This is a genomic window from Neptuniibacter sp. PT8_73 (assembly GCF_047778045.1).
Classification (GTDB): Bacteria; Pseudomonadota; Gammaproteobacteria; order Pseudomonadales; family Balneatricaceae; genus Neptuniibacter.
This window is the reverse complement of record NZ_CP180545.1, coordinates 509,286-534,498: the sequence shown is the minus strand read 5'-3', so window position 1 is coordinate 534,498 and position 25,213 is coordinate 509,286. Positions and strand designations below refer to the sequence as shown.

The following is a 25,213-nucleotide window of genomic DNA, read 5'->3' as shown; positions in this document are numbered from 1 at the left end:
CTAATTACTTACGAATATCTTCCCAGCTAACATAACCAGAATTCTTATTTCTAGCTTTTAGCTGCGTTAATGATTCGCTATCAAGCTTAGAGCTTTCCTTCTTCGTATTGGCTTTATTCGCTTTCATTACTGCCCAACCACTGAAACCTGCTAGTGCAGCTTCTAGGTTAGCAGCAATTCCCGCTGACTCTTCATTGTCTTCAGCTTGTTCTGAAGTTTCTTCAGTAGCTTTGACTTCGGAGTCTTCGCCTTGCTCGTCTTTAACCTCTTCAGATTCAACTTGCTCTGCTTCTGGTGCAGCACATTCAGCTGGGGCAGCGCCCTCTTCGCCTTCAACAGCTTCCCCTTCTACAGGCTCACACTCTTGTTGTTGAACGTCTTCCGATTCTTCACTTTCTACTACAACGGCCTCTTCAGATAATTGCTCTTCCGAGTTTTCACCAGCTGCAGTTGGGTCAAACTGAATAACAACATCAACACCCGGTGCGGCAGAACCACTGAAGTTTTGAATATCCCCCAAACGCCCTAAGGCAGCAATTGCTTCATCGCTAAGCTCTGTAGTAACAGCCGTTCGGCTTCGCGCAACTTCACCTAGGTCAGAAGCATCGAAGATCTGCTGAGCAATGCTCTTATACAAGCCAATTTGCGATGAACGAATCAGGTCGAGCGCACCTTGAGCTAGGGTAATAACGAAAGTAGCCTGTTCTCCTGATGTTTCGGCATCAGCATCAAAGGTATATCTAGCATATTCACCCACCATCACATCTTCGGTGAAGCTACCGTAGAACAGGTCACCACCAGCACCACCGATCATACGGTCAAGGCCAGCGCCCCCACGAAGAATATCATCATCGCCATCGAGATTATCGATCTCTTCAAGGTCTTTAGATTCGAGCACAATAGTTTCAGGTTTACGAGTCACCATACCGGCATCACCGGTCATCAGATCATCCCCTGCACGACCATCTAGCTCATCTTTACCAAAGCCACCAAAGATGATGTCACGATCTTTGCCACCTGTCAGCGTATCATCACCACCGATAGTAAAATCATCAGTGTATGCATTCAGGTAACGTCCCTTACCATCGTTTTTGATGTAGCCATCGTCACCAATGATGATTGTTTCGCCAGACTTATTAGTAACTGTATCGTTACCTACACCTGCGATGGCTTGATCATCACCAGAGCCTAAGGAGATAGTGTCATCACCACCTGTAGTATTGGTTGGGTCGGTACTTTGAACGGTTGAGCGTATACCTTGCTTAAATAGGATAAGTCCATTATCACCAATTACGACATCATCACCGCCGTTTACTGTGATGGTATCGTCACCAAAACCGCCAATCACTGCATCATCGTCATTGCCAGAGGTAATCAAATCGTTACCACCCAACTCATAATCCAACGATTCAGCACGGGTTATGATGCCATTTTTGTAGATCAACTCACCGTTGTCTCCGATGATATGACCTACACCAGAAGCGTTTGTCACTTCATCATTACCAACACCTGCGATAACGCTGATATCACCAGATGTGGACGAAATAATGTCATCACCACCAGTTGCGTTAGCGGTATCAGTACTTTCAAGTTTCTTTGGAATACCTGCGACGAATGTCACTTGACCGTTATCACCGATCACATCAGCATTGCCGCCTTTCAATGTAATCGTATCGTTACCAAAACCACCTAGTACTAGGTCGTAGTCATCACCTGATTCGATGGTGTCGTTACCACCTAGCGTGTGATCTTCCGTGTATGCAGAGGTAATCACCCCATTGATGTAGTTCAGTTCACCATTATCACCAATGACATGGCCTACACCGGAAGCATTTATCACTGTGTCGGAGCCAACACCTGCGATAACACTGATATTTCCAGAGGTAGAGGAAATAGTGTCATCACCACCTGTTGCATTTGTGGTGTCTGTACTTTCAAGCTTGGTTGGAACCCCAGCGACAAATGTCACTTGGCCATTGTCACCGATAACACTGTCATTACCCGCACTCACACTAATGGTGTCATTACCGTTACCGCCTAGGACAATATCATCACCTGCGCCAGACTCAATGGTGTCATCGTCGCCTAGTTCATGTTCCACAGTATATGCTTCAGTGATTACTTCATCCTCACCGTAGTTAAGGACACCGTTATCACCAATGATATGGTCATCACCAGCGCCGGTCGTAATATTGTCGTCACCTAGACCAGCAATTACGCGGTTATCACCTTCGCCACCATCGATGATATCACCCACTGTTGCGTCCCCTGCTTCATCAACAGAGAAGAACGTTTCAACATGACCGTTACTGTAGAGCTTCATCTCACCGAAGTCGCCCATAATCCAGTCACCACCAGCATTACCCTCAATGGTATCGGCACCAGCACCACCAAAGATACGGTCGGAGCCTTCATTACCTTTGATCAGGTCAGCAACGCCTTCTGTTTGCTCTTTCGTTAATAAGCGTACAAAGCTATTACCAGCCAATAATGCTGTCGCATGATCACCGAAGATGATGTCATCATCACTTACTGTGATAGCGTCGCCGCCATCGCCATTACCACCAAATAGATTATCAGCACCGATACCACCCATAATTAGGTCATCGCCCTCATTACCTTTAATGGTATCGTTATCGCCATTCACCAGTTCTACAGTGGTAATCGAATCCAGAGTCGTGATGTCAGTATCACCGTCGTTATAGTCAACAACCGCATGATCACCGATAAGGATATCGTGACCGCTGCCACCTTCAATATCATCCTGACCATGACCACCCATGATGACATCATTATCGGCCCCGCCTTTCAGAATATCATTAGCTGCTTCGTCACGATTTGTTGTGGTAATACTAACGACTTCCGCCGTTGTTAGAATACGATTTGTGCCCGCAACTTGATTCACCACACCTTTGTCACCAAAGATAATATCGTTGCCATCACCGCCATCAATCGTGTCAGTACCAACCGTCAATGTATCTGCGGTTTCAGGGTTATCATTAACACCATCTGCAGTGTTAACCACCGTTAGAATCTGAGTGGATAGACTCAAGCGCTGAGTTAGATCTAAGTTAAATCCTGCGTCACCATAGATATGGTCATCACCACCTAGACCATAGATTTCATCATTGCCAGAACCACCGGCAATATGATCTCCATAGTTACTGCCAGTAAGAATATCGTTACCCTGACCACCGTAAATAACAACAGAACCAGTCGCACCGGAAGCATCGATTGTATCGTTGCCCGCATTGGCAAATTCACGCCCTTTCGTCGTCTTCGCATCAGAGGTAGATGTGTAGGTAGAGCCATCTTGTACAGAGTCACCCAACAAGATTAACGGAGCTGCTGCGCCGCCACCGCCAGTCACAAAGATATCATCATCACCGCCACCACCATGGATAACCGTGATCACACCTTCTGCTGTACTTTGCACTGTAAAGGTATCGTCACCTTGACCATTCAGCACTTCAACAACTTCAACATCGTTGTACTGAACACCACCAGCGCCCATGCCTAAACCAGTGATCGTAGTATCCGTTAGGAAACCCGTATCATCAGAACGGCTGCCATCGTTGAACATATACAACGTATCTGTTTGAGCCGCTTCATCAGTATTGATATCAACCGTTGGTAAGGCTTCATCTGTTTCAGTAGGAAGCATCACAGCTTTAGATAGCGCACGCTCTTTACCTTCCGGCACTGAGCCTTCAATGATCAATTTACCGCGAATCTGATCCAAGGTATGAGGCTGCAACGGAGGATTCTGTACAGGCTGATTAGAATCATCCGGTACATAATCAGGATTCACTGCCACGACTATCTCGACTGGAGTATTCCAGTCTGCCGCAGTAAAAGTAACCGTACCGTCAATCTCGTTAAAGCGAGGATCTGAGCTGCTAACGACAGTTTGACCATCAGTCAGTACATTCACGGTTACAGGACCGGTAGGTTCGGTACTTAGTACCAAACTGTAATTATCCGTTTCAGCGTTACTCACAATGGTTGAGCCATTTGTCGGTGTAACAATCACTGAACCCGTGTCGTTATCGACAACGCTCACACGCAATTCATCAGTCACCACCGCATCAAATTCAGAACCAACTGCTAGATCCGTAGTCGTTGTAAAAGTCACTGCCGAACGGAAGACATTCTCAACATCAGAATCATCAACAGCCGTTACTGTTATTGTCTGAGCGTCATCCCAGTTATCTTTATCGAAGGTTAGAACGGTCTTATCGAAATCAATTTCACCTGCAGCATTCTTCTCTGCTAGGACAACGGTCACTGTTTCGCCATCAGCTGGAGCTTGAGTCAACGCTACAGTGAAGGTATCTCCAGAAGCTGCACCCTCAACCACACGAGAATCAACATCGGACTGAGTAATGATTAGATCCGCTTGATCATTGTCATACACAGTCACTTCAACGTTGTTTATATCTAGGTGGTTAAAGTCAGGGTTATCACTCAACACACTGTGGTTGATAACAACGGTACGTTCACCTTCAATCGCTCCGTCGTCCACACCTTTGATGTAGATTTTTTGCTTACGTAGCCAGTCATCCACTGAACCGTCTGCTGCTGTAGAATCAAAATTCAGCACTAATGATTCATAGTAGTTAACACCATCAACGGATACTAAGATGCTATCAGCAGGATCACCTCCGCCAATCGTTGGTAGTTCTTTATCACTACTAGAAGCACGTGCAGCAGATACAGTTACATAAGCAATCGTAGCTGCTGTTGGTTTAGCCGCTGTTAGAGAAACTTCGTAGAAGTCATCAAGCAAGCCGTTTTCATCAACAACTAAACTACCATCAACCATATCAACCTGAATCTTGCCTGTTTCATCATCAGCAACATTCAGCGAGACACCATCAACAAAGATACCGTTAAAGCGAGGGTCATCACTCCATACACTGTGATTGATAAAGCCGCTACGACCTTCTACAGAGTAGGAAACAATATCTTCAGTTACATCGCCGGCAACATTAAAGGTATCGCTACCTAAACCGCCGATAATCGTTGTTTCAACATCTTCGCTGGTACTAAGGATGAAGAAATTATCATCACCTTCTAGCCCATCAACTTCAGCAAATTCAATACCTTCGAAGCCGATATTCAAACCTGCACCGAAGATACCATCTTCAGTGATCATGAAGTTATCGTCCGCTTCGGTGCCTAGAACAACTAGGGTGTCATTACCTGCACCACCATCAATCTTAAGCGGCGCATTGATGCTGTATTGAATATTATCAGCACCATCACCACCAAAGAGTTCAGTTTCACCACCACCAGCAGTTTCAGTGGTTCCTTTCTTAAGGAAAGCACGAACAACGAACGTATCATCGTCGTTCTCACCGTACAATTTGGTCAATGCCTTGTTGCTGTATACAGTGATCTGATCTTCGCCATCACCACCATAAACAACCATTGGCAAACTGTTACCGTTACTCAAGAAACCGAGAGTAGTTTCTGTAGTCTCAATCTCGTCACCGACAGCAACATAAGGAGCTTGTCGATCAGCACCATAAAGCTGACCAATTTGGAAGGTATCATCACCCGCGCCGCCATCTAGCGTAGTAATACTGCTGTTGTCATCGCTGTAGAAACCATCATCACCGGCATGGCCATTAATGGTTAGACGAGCATTAATATTTTCATTGTAAGTGATGCGTTCAACACTGTTCGTGAAGCCAGCATCTAGATCACCATGAAGCGCAGCAACAAAGTTTGCGCGAAGCAAGAATGTGTCAGCATCCGCTGTACCATTGATCGTTAGAGTATCAGCACCACTGTCGCGAGCGCCGGTATCTTCTACATCGATAATGTAATCTGCATCATTACCTGTACGGTTGATCGTGTAGCTGTCCGTACCGGACTCACCATCTAGGACTAACTGCTCTGTTCGAGTATGCAGTTCGTTGATCGTAATCGCATCGTTATCAGCGCCACCCTCAATGCGGGTATCACCAACTAACTGAAGAACGTCGATCAAGACAGTGTCTTCACCTTCATTACCATCGATAAGAACATCAACACCTGCATGACTGTCATTCGCATCAGCAGAAACCGTTCCGTAGAACTGGATATTGTCATCGCCAGTCCCACCGTTAAAGCTCATTTCAACGTCAGCGATCATCACACCGGTAGTGCTAACTATAATCGTGTCATTCTCAGCGTCACCGCGGGTATGGATGGCATTATCAGCTGTAACCAAACCAGAGATCGTAATGGTGCTACCACCTGTATCAGCAACGCTCGTTAGCGCCTCAGATAAGGTAAACGCATCACCACTTACATCAATGCTATCAGCCAAGATATAAACATTAGTACCGTGAACGGTCGCGCCATCTTCAATCAACAGATCATCACCTGCATAGAGGATAACGTCTGCTTCAGTCGTCAATGTGACTCCCGACTTAATGGTTAAGAAGTCAGCTGTCAGATCGGTGCTGTCTGTAGCAATCAGTTCGATATTACCTACAGCAGTAATATCTTCATCCTGTGTAATCGGGCTGTGAGTTACAACTCGGATAGCGCCACCAGCACTAATACCCGGCTTGTTGACATCTAGAACACCACCAACGGTCAACGCGCCGGTATTATCTAACCAAACACTACCAAGGATCGCTTCAGCTTCTACGCCGCCAACTTCAGTCTTAATAGATTTATCCACAGCACCAATATTGTTAGCTGCTGCAAGATAAACTTTACCGGATGCAACGTTACTACCCGATGCTCGACCATTTAAGATACTGCCATCTGGAGCCGCTATAAACGCAGTATTACCGTTTTTAGCTTCAAGGGTATTCAGGTATAGATCACCTAAAGTTTCGGTGATGTAACTATGTCCATAACTCGACGTTGTTAAGGTCGCACCCTCAACAGAACCTGTATCGATATCCAGATCATTATCGGCCTCACCGATCGTGCCTAGAATAGTGACTAGGGTGATGCTCGCACCTTCTACATCAACTTGCGGTAAGGCACCATCAACTAAACCATTATCAAGCGCATCAATAATAGATTGATGAGCTTGAAGGCGAACATCGCCGCCTGTGGATTTGATGTGATCAATATTTAGATTACCATCGCTTTCAGCAAGGTTGATATCACCTGATGCCAACACATTTACTGTACCAGTTGTGGCTGTAGGCGCTGCAACAATATTAACATCTAGGGCGTTATCAGCTTCACCAACGGAGCCTCCAGCAACAACAAGCTCTATACGATTAGCTCGAATATTTTCATACTCGTTATCCAGCGCATCCAGCATTGAACCACTTTCAGTTTCTAAGTAAACCTTGTCGCTAGCAGCATAAACACCTGCGACTTCCATATCGCCACTTGCCTCTTTCAGGTATACACCTTGGGAAGCTCGAGCGGTAAGTGTTGCGCCATCGTTGAGATCGATACGCAGTGCTTCTGGAGAGTCATCACTACCGGTATAGATGCCACCTTGGCCACCTTCAAGAATTAGATCTCCACCACGGATCACCGTTGTATCTGAACCTTGAGAGGAAGTAATCCCGTCTTTAACTTTTATACGTACTGCATCTTCTGCATTACCACCGGCAGTAATACTGGTCAGATCCAATGTACCTAGAGAGCCAATATATAAGTTTGTTCCTGCTGTGACAGTCAGCGTTTGAGTACCACCAACCTGAATATTATCAACATTAATATCTTCACGCTGATCGATTGCCACATGAGTAATGGTCGAAGTTGTATAACGACTGTTATCAATAACAACTGCACCACTTTGATCAACACTGTCATCAGCCAGAGAGGCTTCTATCAAATCAGACGTTAAACGATCGATCAGGTAATTTACTCCATCCAGAGTAACTACATCGCCAACTACAAAGCTGCTATTCCAATCTTCCGATGCAGCAATAATTGTCTGATTCGTTGGCGATGCCAGTACCTGCGTAACCGTCACGGTTTGAGCAACTTCGCTGCTATCAAACCCAGAATTTAGTGTAATGGTATTTGCTGTAATAGAAGTAATTTCAAAGAATTCACTTCCCTCTGTAGCATTAGCACTATCACCAATCATGCGGATCTGCATGCCTGCAGTGAAACCGTCGTCTAACCAGGAGCCGGAAGCTCGAGTAATCGTTCCAGATGCATCTATATCCACCTGAATATCAGAACCATCGATTCCATTCCAACTCTCTATACTGGTTAGGAAAGCGATATCTGAACGTTCAGCTGCAGCAAGGGCAAACTTCTCATCATCTGAGTACTCACCATCTGTCTCGATAGTCACACCACCCACGGCAGCGCCCACACCTGCAGAAGCACTTAAATTAATTGTGCCGCCTGCAAGAACATTAGAGTCTTCATTATCTGTCGTGCTCGTTACTGGTTTCAGTAAGCCAGCACTAATTAGATTCATTAGCTCATCTTCAGTCCAAATTTTGATGCTAGCTTCTATCGCATCAATTTCGTCCGATGTCAGGGTATAGCTATAGTTGACATCATAAACACCTGCTCCATATTCGGAGTGCAAAGTGTGGTACTGAGATGATTTCTTCGCTTCAAGAGTAGCTATCGCTGCATCAATTTCCGCAGCCGTATTACCTTGCTCTGCATAGAATGTACGGTAATAGGATTCCTCTTCGGAGGTTAGGCTAACGACATCATTGGCATCGTATACACCACCAAACTGCTCATTTCTAATCTGCCAGTAAGATTGGTACTCGCTCTCTTTACCTGCAGCGAAAACATCTTTTGCTTGCTGAATTTTATCCGTTACTCCGGTAGTGTCTGTTAGCTGCAGCTCACCCCAAACAGAATCAATCAGTTGCTGACGAGTTCGATCATCTCTCTCCACTGAACTATTAGCATCAAGCAGAGAACCTGCCAATACACTGATATAAACATCACCTGTTTCAGCCGTTGCTTTAAACAAGTGCATATCACCGCTGGTTTCAGCTAAGTAGATATTTTGCTTAGCCCATACTTCAACCGCATCACGCAGTTCGGTACCTGAATCAAGTTTTAGTTTGTTTGCAGAGCTATTACCTACAGAGCCACCTTCAGCCGTTAAGGTTACAGCCCCTGCTGTAATCAAACCAGAACCGCCCGCAGCCACAGTGATACTTTGCTGAGCTTGGATAATGACGTCAGAACGGTTACCCGCTGTAACTGTGTCGATTGCCAAACTACCAGTAAATTGATCTAGATAAATATCACCTGAAACAGTAGTAGCACTGAAGGATGCAGAAGCATCGTCAGTCTGGTTCAAGGCCATCATCAACACTGCACTACCAATATCATCTCGGGCGTACATGTTGATGTTTTTGCCACCGACATAAGCTTCGCTTGATAGCATGTAAATGCCGCCCTGCGACGCCGTAACATTGGTTGTACCACTCGTGTTAGCCAACGGACCTTTCAGTAATAGATCAGAACCGCTACCTGAAGTACTTAAGTTAATGTGCCCTTCACTGTATCCCTGGAACTTGATAGTAATATCATTATCAGCGCGGATATCATGAGTGTGGGTTTCGGCAACTTTCTCTTCCTGCACGTAGTGAGAGTAGTAAGTTTTCTTGCCGTACCAAGTACTTGTCGTCCAATGATCCTTCTCATACTCATCTGAAGATAGAGAAGTCGTCGTTTTCTCGTAGTTGTAGTTATTGAATTTATTCGCAGAGGTATCCAGATAATAGTAGATACCTTCATCCGCCAATACTGGCTGGCTATCCACACGCTCATGGTCCCAGCTAATATCAGCAGGATCAGGCCATAAGAAGTCGATACCCCATAGTGATGAGGAGGACAGAATGGTTTCACGGTAGATCGACTTATCCACATCGATTGACCAACCGGCACGCCATACACCATTTGCAGAGTTACCCACTTCATAGCTGGTTTGGCTAGCAATAGCGGAGCTGCTAATAGCCACTACCTGACCGGTTGATGTCGTAATCGTTGCGCCAGAAGCGGTCTTAGTAAATACCGTACCATCAGCTTCAGTAATTGAAGACTGGTTACCCATATACAGTAGGGTCGTAACACCCACTTCATGACCTGCAGATTTCAGCTGATCAATAACAGATTCAGCACCTGTAGTAGTCGCATCCCCAAAGGCTGTTTTCTCATACATAGTCACCTGAGGGTCACTACTGCTGCCTTTAGCTTTGTCAGCCATGATCAAAGTACCTGCACCGCGTTGCGATACATCTAGGCCTAAGATCTCAATATCATAGTTGGAGGAGTTAGCTACATTGATCGCACTGTAACCACTCAAGAGGCGTACTTCGCCTTTACCTGTATTCAGCAGATGGCCGCGAAGTTCAATATCACCACCGCTAGCACGTACCTCATCAATCAAGATACGCTGGTTTTGAGTATCCCAGTACACACCGAAGAAGCGGTTAGAAAGATCTGTAAGTTTCACCAGACCTACTGAACTAGCAGTAACATTACTACTGATTTTAGCCGCTTCAATGTTCGCTTGAGTCAGGTTAAGGGTTATATCTTGCTGACCACTCTGAACAATACCGTTGAGGTTGATATACTCGGCATCGATATAAACTCGATCACCATAAATCATCGAGTTTTCATCAGGTGACTGGTTAAGAATCGCCGTAACATCACTGCTGCTTACTTCACCAACACCTTGCCCCTTACCAAAATCAACGTTCTTAGTAACGGTACGCGTACCTTCTAGAGTGATACCAAAGATTTGGTAGGTGTAAGTTTCCTCTACCTGCATGGTGAGATTTTCACCAGGGGAGTACTCACTCCAAAGTGAATATGGCTCACCGCCGGTGCTTATATCTGTCAAACCAGTAATGAAGACACTGCCGCCAGCAACAATGTTTAGATCCTTAGAACGGATCTCGGCAGTAATCTTAATATCACCGCCGCTAACATCATTTTGAATATTAACTAGGCCGTTTAGGTTCTCAATATCGCCAACGATCTGAATTTCTGGCGTAGGCGCAGAAACACTTGGGCCTGGCTCATAATAATTGATGATATTAATTGCAGGATCGCCAGAAGCTGCAACATTGATTAGCGTGTAGCCATCTGTTTTGGTTTCTTCTGTGACCTCAATACCATTGTGGAACAAGCCACCTGTTGATTCAGGAATTGTTGCACCATGAATCTTGAGGAAGGCTGGCGAGTTATTGGTAATAGTGATGCTAGCATCGCCTGGTGCATCAAAAGTACCGCTACCCAACAGGAAGTCGCTTCGAACATTGATAATGCCCGCTTCAGCCCACACTGGCGCCACTTCAATTGTAATAACTGATTGGTCAATACGGTTTTTACTGATACTACCGTCAGAGTTTGTAACAACTTCCAACAGTCCCTTCGCCAACATCTCATTCTCGATGCGGGTAATTTCAGTTTCGTAATAAGCTTTCAGCTCAGCATTGCTGTATTGATACTGGGCATATGCTTTGCGCGCTTCAGCCAATTCAGCACTCAAAGTCGATTCAAGTGCTTGAGATGTAACTGTGTACTCAATGCCATCAGAAATTGATGCAATGGTTGGGTTACCATACACATCCATTCCATCAACAATTAATTCTTGGTGACGGTTAATACCCGTTTCAACCGTGCCATTAACCGTAACAGTACCTGTCGCATCTGAGTGGATATAACCATCATACTGCTCAGCACCGCCGCCGCCAGTGACGCTATTGATTGCATCACCTGCAGCACTTGCCCAGTTAACCGCTTTTGCTTTACCGGTCATATGCGCTAAACCAAAGTCTTCGGCATAAAGGTTAGCATCACGTGCAGTTTTCAGGTGGGCGCCTGTATCAATCGTAATTGAGTTTGTCTGCACTAATGTAGAAGACGCATCGACATCATCGATTGGAATCGCACTACCTGCAAAGCTATCGGTACGTGCTTCGATAGTGTACTGATCACGTGTTTTATCTGTACCAATGCCCGCTAGTAGGTTTAGATCCCCAGCCGCTTCAATTTGAACATTGGTGCCTACATTAACTTGGTTAACAGGCTGAATATTTACAGTAGTGCTAGCGATACCTACAGTCGCTGCACCGTATGTATCCATATTAACTTGTGAAGAAACAGTACCCTGACCACGTGCAGAGAACGTCACATCACCAACACTACTTAACTGAGCACCACTGCCAATAGATACTTGACTTAAATCCTGACTGGTAGAGATATTTGCATTCGCACCTACACCCGATGCAAGGCCTGCAGACGTTAGGGTAATCTTATCTTTAACATCCAGTTTATTTAGCGCCGCAATAGATAGATTACCAGGATCAAACGCAGACCCAACTACATCCAACTTAGCGCCAGCACCAACATCCACCGTAGTGTTAATGCTCAGATCAATATCACTATCTGCGCCAGCTCCCGCGAGAGCACCGCCCACAGTACCATCAATCCCAGTTTGATCTTTGGTTAAGTAGTTCGTTGCCGATACATCCATAGAGCGCGCATCCATATCGGTATTCGCACCGATAGACACACTGACTGTGGCATTAACATCGTGATCTGCTTCAGCGCCGCTGCCCGCTAGAGCACCACCGCCTACAGTACTGATTTCACCATTGAACTTAGCGGTATGATCCGCGGTGATCATTACCGCACCATTGGAGGCATCGTCCAGATCGATACTGCGACCAGACGTATGGCCGCCATCGATAATCGATTGCGTATTACTAGTGTTATTCGTTGTAACTGCAGCACCTGCTCCAGCCAATACACCACCACTACCAGCATCAGCCACAGCGAAGTTATCATCATTACCTGTAGAAACTAGATTTAAACTACCGCCATCGATATCAACATCAGACGCAATACGCGCTGTGGTTGTAGTATTTGAAGAGACCGTCGCGGTACTCGCGCCCGCAGCCACAATACCTCCGGTATTGCTATCGGAGTTCGCTTTCTGACGAGTTTCAGTAACCGCTGCAATAGTTACGGCACCTGCAACAACCAAATTAGAGTTTACCCCTACTATGCTCTCAACCACACTCGTAGTTGAGACTTCACTTAGCGTTGCGTTCACTCCAACTAGCGAACCTGAAGAACCGGTAGATTCAGCACTAATGCCATTGCCGCCTTCTTTTACATCTGTAGCAGCCAGCACATTAAGGGCGGCGGCATCAAGATTGATACTACCCTCAGTGCCGTCAGCAGATCCTAGAGTTGCAGAAACATTAGCATTAACATCAACATCGGTCAGAGATACGCCAACGGTTAAACCACCAGCAGAGACACCAAGCATATCGGTTTCAATCTCTGGAGTAGCAACCGCAGAGACAGTAACAGTGCCTGTTACATCAATATCAGAGCCTTTACCTATACGAGCAGCTACCGTTGGAGAATATGAGATATTCGCATCATTACCAGCTCCTGCGCCTAAGCCTGCTGCAACTGCAGTAACCTCTAGATCCACATTAAGATTATTAACAGCCGTTACATTGACATCTGTAACCGTGAAGCCAGAAGTGCCGCTTTGCCCAACCTGGGCGTAATCGCCTAAATAAGATGTTGTGGAACCAGATATAGACACATCACCAATGGCAGCACCTGCTGCTGCAACACCCGCAGAGACACCAACAATATCTATGTTGATATCACGATTTGCTGCCGCGTTAATATTTAATGAACTCGCCTTAACAATACGCGCGCCATCAGCATCACTCGTGCCATTTTCGATATAGGCGGACTGATTACTGCTATCGTTTAACACTGCAACCTGAGCACCGAGACCAACAGTACCTGCAGAGCCTCCGTAAACTTCGATATCAACGTCTGTCGTATAATCAGCATCAACTGTGACTGCACCACTTGTCTCAATAGAGCCGTCATTGCCAATCCAAGCCGTTGTATTACCACCTAAAGATGTAACAGATACGGTACCTCCCACGCTAACGCTACCACCCACAGCAGCACCGCCAGTTAGAACATCAACATTAATGTTCTCATCCGCTTTAACCGTCACTGAAGCAGTAGACACTCGCACACTGCTACCATCTACTGGATTAACACCATCAACACCTTGGATGGTAACGGCGTCACCAATATAAGCACGTGTGCTATATGGATTGCTGTTATCAACTTGAATATCTATGGTTGAGAAGGAGCCACTGCTTAGTGTGCTATCACCTTTCGATTGCGCTCTCTGTGCAGAGCCGTCACTACCTAAACCACTAACAGTACTATTACCAAAGCCTGAAGCTACGCTAGATTGTGAAGCGGATAGTTCATTATCATTATCACCATCCGGTCCCGTGCCTATTGAGATATATGATACCGCCCCGCTGATCCCAGCTGTTGCACCACCAGCAAAAGCAAAAACATTTGATTCAACATTCTTAGTCGCTGTCGCTTCTACACGGACAGCACCTACAGTCGTAAGAACTGATCCCGCACCAATGTGGGCATCGACTGTGTTATTAATGGTGATTACGTCAACTGAAGCACCAATACCACCACCGCCAACAGATACGGAGCCTATTGCGCTCGCACTCTCTTTATTTACGTCAATCACATGATCTGCTGTAACAGTTACGCCTTGTAGCGCGGTCACTGTCGTAGAGCTGCCGAGATATGCTGAGGTATGTGAAGTGCTACTCAATACTCCTACTGAAGCAGCTGCTGCACCAATACCCGCTCCACCTGCAGCAACAAGAGCATCAGAGCTTTCCTTAGCATTAGCAGTGACAGAAACAGTACCGCCTATTCCGCCAACACCGTCTGATTCCGAGATTAGAGAACTACTGCCTGATGTATACGCCTTAGTAGTCCCCTCAAATAGAGCAACGCTTACAGAAGCACCAGCACCAACAGAACCTAATGCCAGCGACACATCATCGAAGCTCATATCAACATCAGAATCAGCACTGATTGTGATATCACCGTAAGAATTAAGATCAGCTGCATTCACATAGGCTTCTGTAAGCGAACTGGACTTAAAGGCTGAAGCTGTGCCGGACGCGCCCACATAAAGGCCGCCACCAACACTTACCGCTACTGTAGTCAGGTCTTCATCTGAAACTGCAGAGACACTGATGCCTTCAGCAGCAAAAATATCTTTACTGTTACTACTCCCATCAATGTAGGCGCGAGTAGTATTGTTGATAAAGTTGGTATCTACCGTGGCAGCGGCTCCACCTCCTGCAAGACCTACACCCGCAGCGCCACCACCACTGACAAAATCAGTTTCCTGATGAGCATTAACTTTTAGATGCTTACCACGATCCGTGGAGTTATTGATTGTGGAGTTTTTAACACGTGCTTCAGATGTATTTGCAACACGGTTAACCAGCACGTTAGCAGCGAGACCAACTGTTCCTGATATACCACCTGCACCAGCATAAGATTCTAAGTTAGTGGCAACATTGGAACGAACGGATACGCCATTGACCGTATCGGTAGAACTCGCATTTGCTGAAGGTTTAACCTCAACGCCATCACCTAGACCTTTAGCTACAACAGTCGCATTATCGATGAAAGCATAAGTACCATTATCCAACTGATTTACAGTTACCGCACCACCAATACCTGCCGTTCCAGACGCACCAATAGCGCCAACAATACCTTCGGATGTATCTTTAGATTCAGCATAAACAGAGATACTGCCATCTGTTGTCACAGTCGCCGAATCGATGAAAGCATTTACCTGGCTTCCCAGCAGATTAGCACCCGCTGATCCAGCCACACTGGCAGCACCAGAACCGGCGACGCTGGCAACCAGAGTTTTCACTGTTGCATCTGACAGGGATTCAATAACGATATCGCTACTATTACCCGCAGTGATCGTAACGGTTGTGCCTGAACCAGAGACCCCGGCTGAGATAGTGTTTGCAATTTCGTTATAGGCCACCGCGCCACCGACAGCGGCAGCACCTGACCCACTTATCTGAATAGCACCAGAACGGATAGTTGAAGAATCTTGTGCACGAATGGTGATGTCGCCAGTTGTTGTAACCTGAGCACCATTACGAATAACAGCTTCGACGCTTTTCTCAATCCAGTTCAAAGACAATGCAGCAGAACCAGCAAAAGTCCCTGCTCCAGATACACCAACGGCTAGGGAATTAATATTAGCATTAGCTTTGGCGCTCATTATCAATTGACGAGCATTAACCGTAGCATCATCAATATAGACTTTTGTGAAACTAGAACGTCCAGAAGTATCGTCGTCAGGATTGCTACCAATATAGTTATATGCAACGGCAGCACCTATTGCAGCGGTCCCCCCCCCAGACATACCTGCTGATAATGCATTTAATGTAGCTTGGTCAGCTGCTTCAAGACTTACCCCGCCTTGAGAAGCTGTAACCGTAGCCTCATCTGCGATAAAGGCTTGAACTTCATTACTGATCCAGTTCAAACTCAATGCACCACCAAAAGCAGCGCTACCAGCTCCTGCACCGCTGAATGCGAAACTCCAAATTTGCGCATCGAGAATAGGGTCAGGGTTATCTGTATCATCTTGTGCAGGATCTGCATAAGTTCTTGCTGAATCTGAAGAGTCACCGACCGTAGGCAATTGATCCGTAGTCAACACCTCTGCAATAACGTTCACGTCACCCGTAGTCGCTGTAGCAGAAGTACCTGCACCTTGGACACTTGCACTGATACTGCTGCGCATATCGTTTGTCGCAGCAGCCGCAGAAGCAGCAAGAGAGCCCGAGCCAGATCCCGCACCCGCGACAATAATCATAATCGGGGTTACAGAAGCGCTTACATCAACATCAGTATGAGCCGTAACATCTGCTCCACCTTTAATTGATGCATCAACAATATTACGCATAAAGTTGATTGATACTGAGCCAGATATTGCAGCACTTCCTGAGCCTGCACCGCCAACAGTGACGTTAATAATACTGGCATCAGAATGGGCAGAGACCTCAACTCCCGCAGAGGATGAGTTAACTTGCGAATCACCATCAATAAACGCTTTTACTTGCCCCGCATCTTCAGCCACACGATTTGGATCAAGAGTACGTGATGGATCTTCAGGAGTCCCACCTATGTAGTTATACGACAGTGCAGCGCCAATTGACGTATTACTTGCTCCAGCAGCGCCAACAGCTACAGAGATCATTTCCGCATCATCTCTAGCGCTAACCTTTATATCGCCAGATGCGTCAATATCTGATTGGGATGTAATGTAAGCTTGAACATTATTGTGCAACCAATTCAAAGAGATGGCCGCACCAGCAGCGAAATTACCAGAACCGGCACCAGCAACTGTAACGTTGATAATTTGAGAGCTAGTATCAGTATCATCAGGTAAATCTGCCGTATCAACACCAAGACTATCCAGATCAGCTGCTGTCGTAGGCGCAGCAAAACCAGCAGTAACAGATACATTTCCTGCTGATGAATTTACACTCGAGCCTTCTACATAAGCTTTGATCGTATTGCCGACATCTGTTGTGGATACTGCGGCACCAACAGCTGCTGAACTAGATCCTGCACCCGCACCCGCGACAACCACCATCGTGGTTCTATCTGCAGCAGAGACTGAGATATCACCTGTGGCATGAAGCCCTTTATTAGGCGTACCAGATAAGGATGTATCCAAACTGTTAGTTACTTTAGCCTCTACAGTATTGGTCACCTCATTAACTGAAACAGAACCACCTAAAGCAAACGTACCTGCACCTGCGCCACCAATAGCAACGCTCACCAATACCTCTTCGGCGATCGCTGTAACATTGATATTGGAGTTCAAGCCAGTCATGCGGATAAGTGAGTTATCCACTTGCGAAGTGATTGTATTGCCAATCAAGTTAACGCCTATACTTGCACCTAGAGCGACTTTCCCCGCTCCGGCACCTGCACCCGCAATACCAACACTAGTTGAGGAATCTTGCGCAATAACAGAAGTGGAGGTGTCATCACCGCGCCCTACAATTGTGCTGTCAGTTACTTTTGCCGAAACAGTATTAGCGATTTGGTTAGCAGAAACAGAAGCGCCTATAGCTATTTTATTGGTTCCTGCGCCGCCTAGTGAAATGCCGATTAACGAGCTGCTTTCCAGAGCTTTAACCGTAACATTTCCATTAGTGCGTAAAGTAGAACCTTCAACACGCGCTTGAACTGTATTGGTCATAAAGTTAAGTGCTAACGCCGCACCTAACCCAGCTTTACCACCGGCAGCAAAGCCACCCGCGAAAGAGAAAATTGACGAGTCATCCAACGCTGAAACAGTAACGTCGCCTGCAGAATCTGCAGTCGTGGTGGTATTTAAAATGGCCGCATCTACATCGGTATCAACCATATTGATAGACAGCGTACCCGCTAAACTAAGACCACCTGAACTGCTAGTCGAGACACCTACCGTGCCCGTTACTGCTACGAGAAGGCCATCCGCCTTAGCATTTACATCTAAACCTGATGTGTATTTCAGACTATCAACATTATCAATTTTCGATGTAACAGAGTTTTCAATCTCAGAGAAAGCAACAGAAACACCTGCGCCAGATTTACCGCCAAAACCAGCGGCACCAGCTACAAGAATAAGATTACTAGAATCATCTGCATGCATAGACAGATGACCATTCACTACAACGGTAGGCGTGTTAGTAATACTTGTTTCAGTAGAATAAGTAATACGTGTGACAGCAACTGAACCGCCGATAGCGGTGCCTTGTTGGCCTGTTGCACCAGCAACACCAACATTGATAGAAACAACCCAGCCTGTGCGAGTCGCATCCATATCTAAGCGAGGCGTAGTAATAGTGCCAGCATTATCGATAAATGCCGCACTCTTACCACCAATCAGGTTGATACCAATAGCACCTGCAATACCTGTAGCAGATTTCCCGGTACTAGCTGAAGAGATCGCAGCAGAACCGGCTAATGAACCTATTACAGTCGAATCTTCTGACTTAATCGTAATCGTGCTATCAATATCTGTGGTAGTTACAGCACCACTTGAATCGATATAAGCCCAAACATCATCTTCAATGTAATTGATGGTTACTGAGCCAGAAATACCAATGCCCGACTTACCTGCATTTTCACTAGCCGTAGAGCCCCCTGAGGAGCCACCTGAACTATCCGTTTCACCAAAGCGAGCTTTAAGTTCAGCAATAACATTGTCATAGTTTTTCTGGTTATTCGGCAGTTTACCCGGATCATCTGTTTCGCTCTTAGAGCCATCCGAATTGTTCTGACTAACCCCCGTACCGCCTGTTTCTGGCGTAGAACTGCTAGATGTTTTTGCACCAGAGATTGCCAGAGAACCTATAAAACCTTCGTGATCAGCTTCGACTGTAAGATCACCAGCGACAGTAACTGATCCAAGACTAGCTCCTGTTGCAACATCCTCTCCTTCTCTAGCACCAATGAGTGCTTCAGTTTCACGGTCAACGATGTTGCCAGAAACAGCGGCACCCACACCTACATGTTCAGAAGCAGCAATACCACCAGCGACAGTAATCAAGTAAGCATCATCTTTAGCTTTAACCTGCAAAGATGGACCGCTACCGCCGATATCACCACTACCTACGTTGATAGTCGCGCCTTCAGCAATCTGCGCGATCGTGCTGTTATCGATCTCGTTGATGATAACAGCGCCATTGAAGGCGATATTGTCAGACTGCCCACCGGATGCACCAAAGGTCACACCTACAGTTTCGTTATCAGCAACTACCTTCAGAGCATCTGCATCAAGTAGAACACCATCTTCAATTTTGGCTGTCGAATTACCAGTAAAGCCATGATAAAGAACGGTCAAACCTGCAGCGCTACCGCCATCAGCAGAAGATGATCCAGCACCACCACTTTCCCACGAAGGAGCCCAAGTACGCTGCTTATTATCACCAGAACCCGTTGTATTGCCTGAAGAGATACCTGGCGTTTTGAAATTACCACCCAAGGCTGCTAAGTGGTTAACACTATTAGCAGTAACAACCACATCACCTGGTGTTCCAGATCCAGCTGCCAAACGCTGATTAATCTCGGCACCAGATTTAATACGCGCATCCGAATCCTGCTCGATAAACATCGCAGTGCCTGCGCCTGCCAACGACAGTTTCTGTCCTTCAGCAGTCGCTACTGACCAGCTATCAATCAGGTTGTTATCTAAACCTAAATTATCATCAAGGTAGGTTGTAAGTTGTCCGATAAATCCTGACGTTTTCTCGGCAAATGGGTTTATTTCATCCCAGTCTCCAGAAGTAAAATCAACAGTAGAAAGATCAAACGTCTGTTCATGAGTGCCGGTATATTCATAGAAAGAACCTACATTACCGCCAGCAGTATGACCTTGTTTAACCTCAACAACACCTTCTAGTTTGATCGGCTGGTCAAAGTCTTGTGTCGTATCATAATCGGCTTCAATGCTGTCGCCAGACACAAGCGGAGCTATTAGATTGGCGCCCCATAAACCTAATGGATCGATCTGGTTCAGAGCCTGCGCATCTACGGTTAACGTACCTTCAGTATCGACCTTAGCGCCGCTATTAATTAATGCATCAGCATCGTTCTCGAAAATACCAATAGCCATAGCAACGGAACCACCAGTATTTGCCTGCGGCCCTTTAGATGAATCGCTCGCATTTTCATCTGCCGCACTAGAAGAAGCTGTTACATCTGGACGAGAAGAAACAGTCGCTTTAACCGTGATATCACCAGACGATGTTATATCTCCGCTGTCTGTATCACCGTCTGAAGCGCCATCACCTATGCGAGCATCTGCTTTGTTTTTATCAATAACAACAGCAGTACTGAAACTAGCATCAAATTTCCAAGGATCCCCTGGAGGATCTGAGCTCAGCTTACCCGCGATAGCTTTAGAAACCTTAGTGATGAAACCACCAGTTAGGCTATCAACCCCAGCAGTCATTTTCTCTTTAGCTGTAGCTTCGGTATCTTCGAGCAAGTTGCCTTTAGAATCAGACCCTGTAGCTGAGACAGCTTGAACACCATTAACAAGGGTAGGTACAAAAATCAGTTCCGTAGCTTCAATGGCAGCCTTCTCCATCTCAGCTGTCACAGAAATGCTATTAGAACTATTTACAGTTCCGTCTAGGTAAGCATTGGTATTGCCATCTTCATAACTAAACGCCAAAGCAACACCTAGCGCACCATCGCTACCTGAAATAGAACGTGCCATCGTACGGTTTTTATCAACCGTATTAGCATCAACCGTTAAATCACCACCAACATTAAGGATGGCGTTATCCTGCACATGCGCAGTAGATTCAGAGTTAGTTACACTGATAGCGACACTGGTCGCTATAGTCCCTGCCGCTGTTGGGTCGGCAAGTACGTTGGTGGTGTTATCCACATTTGTGCGTACAATCAGATCATCGGTCGTTGTGATCTTACCGTCGATCTCTACTTTTGCAGTGTTATCGATTACACCCGCTGCGCCGGCAAACGCCCAGCCGGTTGGGGAGGCTGAAACATTAACAATCGAAGTCGCATCAGCAATAAAGTCTTCAGCTTCAATTTCGGTTTCTTTGCCAATTTTGACTTGCGCATTACCTTTCGCATAAGACACAGCAGCAAACAGAGCAAAGCCTTCTGCAGCTTCAGCAATACCTTCTAGGCCGAAAGCTAGATAGTCATCTAGAGCGAAATCCCAATGATCGGTATCTTTGATGTAGTGCTGGGCATTAGCTCGGGCATAAACAACAACATCGCCACCTTTGATAATGGTATGCTCACCACCAGCACCTGCGGTCTGTCCGATAGTCACAATCGACTCAATAAAATCGATATTGGCAAAACCGGAAGTCCAATCTAGACGGTCATCCAGACCATAAATCGTAATATCACCGGCAGTACCTGCATTATCGTCCTTAGCGATTAATTGGGCACCCTCATCAATTGTGATATTGATACCTTCAATATAAATATCACCTGACACCCCACCATTCACACTTGTATCAATGGTAAAGCCTTTGATTTCTATTGTGTCAGCTAAGAGTTTTAGGTTTGTACCTGACAACGTGATATTTTCGCTAACAACCAGCTTATTTTTGTTACCGTCGCTATCATCACTTCCTTTTAGGGTTTGTGTTCCTGCTGCCGCCGCTGGAGCACCAACATCATCAACCCAATTAACCCAACCAAAATCTTCCTGGGTTACAAGACCATCAGTGTCTAGAACAACGACTTCATTTTCAGTACCACCACCAACATAAATAGTTACTTGATCGGTACCAGAAGTAAGGTTCGAAACATCAAGAATAAAGGTATCGTTCTGCGCTCCACCTTTTAACGTATCAGCACCACCACCTGTTGCTAATGTTACAGATGTCAGGGAATAATCAGATGCATCGAGCGTATTGGCACTTTCACCGCCAGTCAGCGTGATTTGTTCTATATTCTTCAGAGTATCTTCAGCATCGGAGTCAATAACTAGCTCTGCGTGATGTTCATCCGCTAAATCTGCATCCCGCAAGACCATATCCACGTCATGAGTCTCTATCAGATGGTCATTACCACCTTGACCATCGATGGCATCAGCACCACGACCACCTATTAGAACATCAGCACCACCCGAGCCAACTAACGTATCAGCACCGGCGCCACCAGAAAGCGTAACGCTACCAGTACCTAAAGTATCGCCTGTAACTGTTGTTAAACTACCAGAAAAGGAAAGCCCTAAATCTTCAGCGGTAGTTGAACTATTTAGAGAACTAATTTCCGTAATAGCAGCACCAGAACTGGTGATTTGAATCGCGATACCATCCAGTACAGCGGTAAGCGTGGCATCAGCTGACGTGATAAGATCAAGCACATCCTGAACAGTATTTGCCGTGCTTAGATCTATTTCGATATCGGTAGAACCAAGCTTAACTAGGAGGTCATTGCCCTGACCAGTACCTACGCCAAAGCCATTATTTAAATAATAAAGCTGAGTAGTAGCATCTACATTGCTAAAACCAGATGCATCAATCGTATTAGCCCCAGCACCACCTATCAGCTCAGCGCCTTCAATACCTGTTAGCACATCGTCTTCCGAACTGGAAGCATCATCTACCGCATTAAGGAGGGCTGACGAAGTCAAATAAAAGTGACGATCACCGGTTTCCGACAAGATGTCATTACCTGTTCCACCATCAATGTTATCTTCACCAGCACCGCCAGAAAGTATGTCGTTGCCGGACCCACCTTTCAAAATATCAGCGGCTGAACCGCCACGGAGAATATCATCACCTGAACCCGCATCCAGCGTTACAGAACCAGAGAATCCGGAAGCATCTAGGATATTAGCTCCCTGCCCTGTAGTAAGTTCTGCTTGCTCAACGTTTGTTAAGGTATCGTCTTCGGCAAAATGCTGAGTAACTGCTACTGAAGCAGAACCTCCCGACAGATTAGTATCATCAAGAGTCAAATCATCTACATTGTTGTTAGCCAGGTCACCTGTAAAAGTAATTGTCCACTCAGTCGTGCCATCTACAGGATCAGTAGAAGCATCCATGTCACCCAATGCTACTGTGACATCTTGTTCGCCAACATTAGATAAGCTACGAAGGGCTGCTTTAATTTCAGCAGCAGAGGCGTTATATGCAATAGCAGCTGTTGTTTGAGTACCGAAGGTCAGCGTAAAGGTTCCATCAGTAACGTCCGCTAGAGTGATAAGCGCAGTTTCGTTTTTACTCGACTTTAAAGTGGATGCATTCGCAGCACCAACTAACGCAAAATGACCATTGCTACTTTCAACCAAGGTATCAACACCGCCAAGGCCTTCGATAGTATCGGCACCTAACCCACCTGTTAGGATATCTGCTTGTGCAGAACCAGTGATATTATCGTCACCTGCCCCACCATCAATGGTGACGCCACCTTTGGTGAAGGTCGCAGCAGTGATCGTATTACCAGAATCACCGCCCGTAAGCAGCGCGGTTTCAATATTACTGATAGTGTCTTCATCTGTACCATTGATGGCAATTCTAGTGTCTTCAAGAGTAATATTTGCATCACGAGTGACTACGACCGTATCACCGGTACCACCTAAGCCATCAATGGTGTCGTTTCCGGTTCCGCCTCGAATAGTATCGTTATTAGCAGTACCCGTAAGAATATCTGCACCAGCGCCACCATCAATACTTACGCCATTAACGCCTGTAAATGCTGAGGCATTAATTGTGTTATCGCCATCGCCACCTGTAAGCGAAGCTGATTCGAAACCAGAGATAGTATCTTCGCCAGAACCAGCTGCTTGCACGCCAAAACGAACTTCCGTATCGGTTAATGTGATATCTGCATCACGATTAACAACCAACGTATCGTCGCCACCACCACCGATCAAAGTGTTAGCGTTGTTATTACCAGAAATAGTATCTGCGTGGCTAGAACCTGTAACGTTATCGAAACCCGTCACAGAGGCAAATCCGGTCGCATAGCCACCAGCTAAATCAACAGTTACACCAATACCATACGAAGAATAATCTAAGGTATCACCAGCAGCACCGGTTAGGTTTTCAACACCCGTAAAACTGACACTATTAACAGAACCGGAGTAAGTATCAGTCAATGACCAAGATGCTGTAGCGGAGCCGTTTGCAACAGTATCATCACCGTCACCGCCTTCGATATTCGCAACACCGGTAAAATTAAGATTTCCTTCATCAGCGCTACCACTGCCAGAACCCGTCAAGCTCCATTGAGTATCAGCACTCGTGCCTACTACCGTGTCATCACCAGTACCACCATGGAAATTAACCACAAGCCCTGTAGTGTCATCTAGCAGACTATTCTCGAGGGCAAGAGATTCATCTGAGTCATCAACACCATTAATGGTCAGGCTATCAAGAACAGTTGCACCTGTATCATCAATCAGAGTGTATTCCTGAAGCACGGCAGAGTCTTCAGAGTCGGCAGTATTATCAAGAATCTGAACGAGGGTAACGTCATCTTCTTGAAGCAAACGAACTGTTAAATCAGCATTAGCAGCTGCTGCAAAAACAGGATCGGCAGATAAAAGTAATCTAGGCTCAAGCGATTCGAGCCTGAAGCGATCATTTCGCAAGGCATTTTGGGCAGTAGCCGGCCTCTGAGCACCTTCATTGGGAACTCCTAGGTTTGCTCTGTTAACCGCATTCCAAAGCCTACTTTTTGCCGCTTCATTCCGCTTAATCGCCATATTTCATACCCTCTATTGGTCCTGCCGAAGACCATTCTATAAATGCCGAAAAACCGGATCGACGCTGCCACATCAACCCGGTTTCAAATAATTCTTAAAAAACAATGGGGTAGTTCCCACTACCCCATTATA

The 25,213-nt window shown here is 46.0% G+C and carries 1 protein-coding gene; it reads right to left on the bottom strand.

Annotation, left to right across the window (positions count from 1 at the left end):
- Positions 1 to 4: 4 nt before the first annotated feature.
- Positions 5 to 25,081, bottom strand: a complete 25,077-nt coding sequence (locus tag ACMXYN_RS02245) for an LEPR-XLL domain-containing protein (RefSeq protein ID WP_415893309.1) — start codon at positions 25,079 to 25,081, stop codon at positions 5 to 7.
- Positions 25,082 to 25,213: the final 132 nt, after the last annotated feature.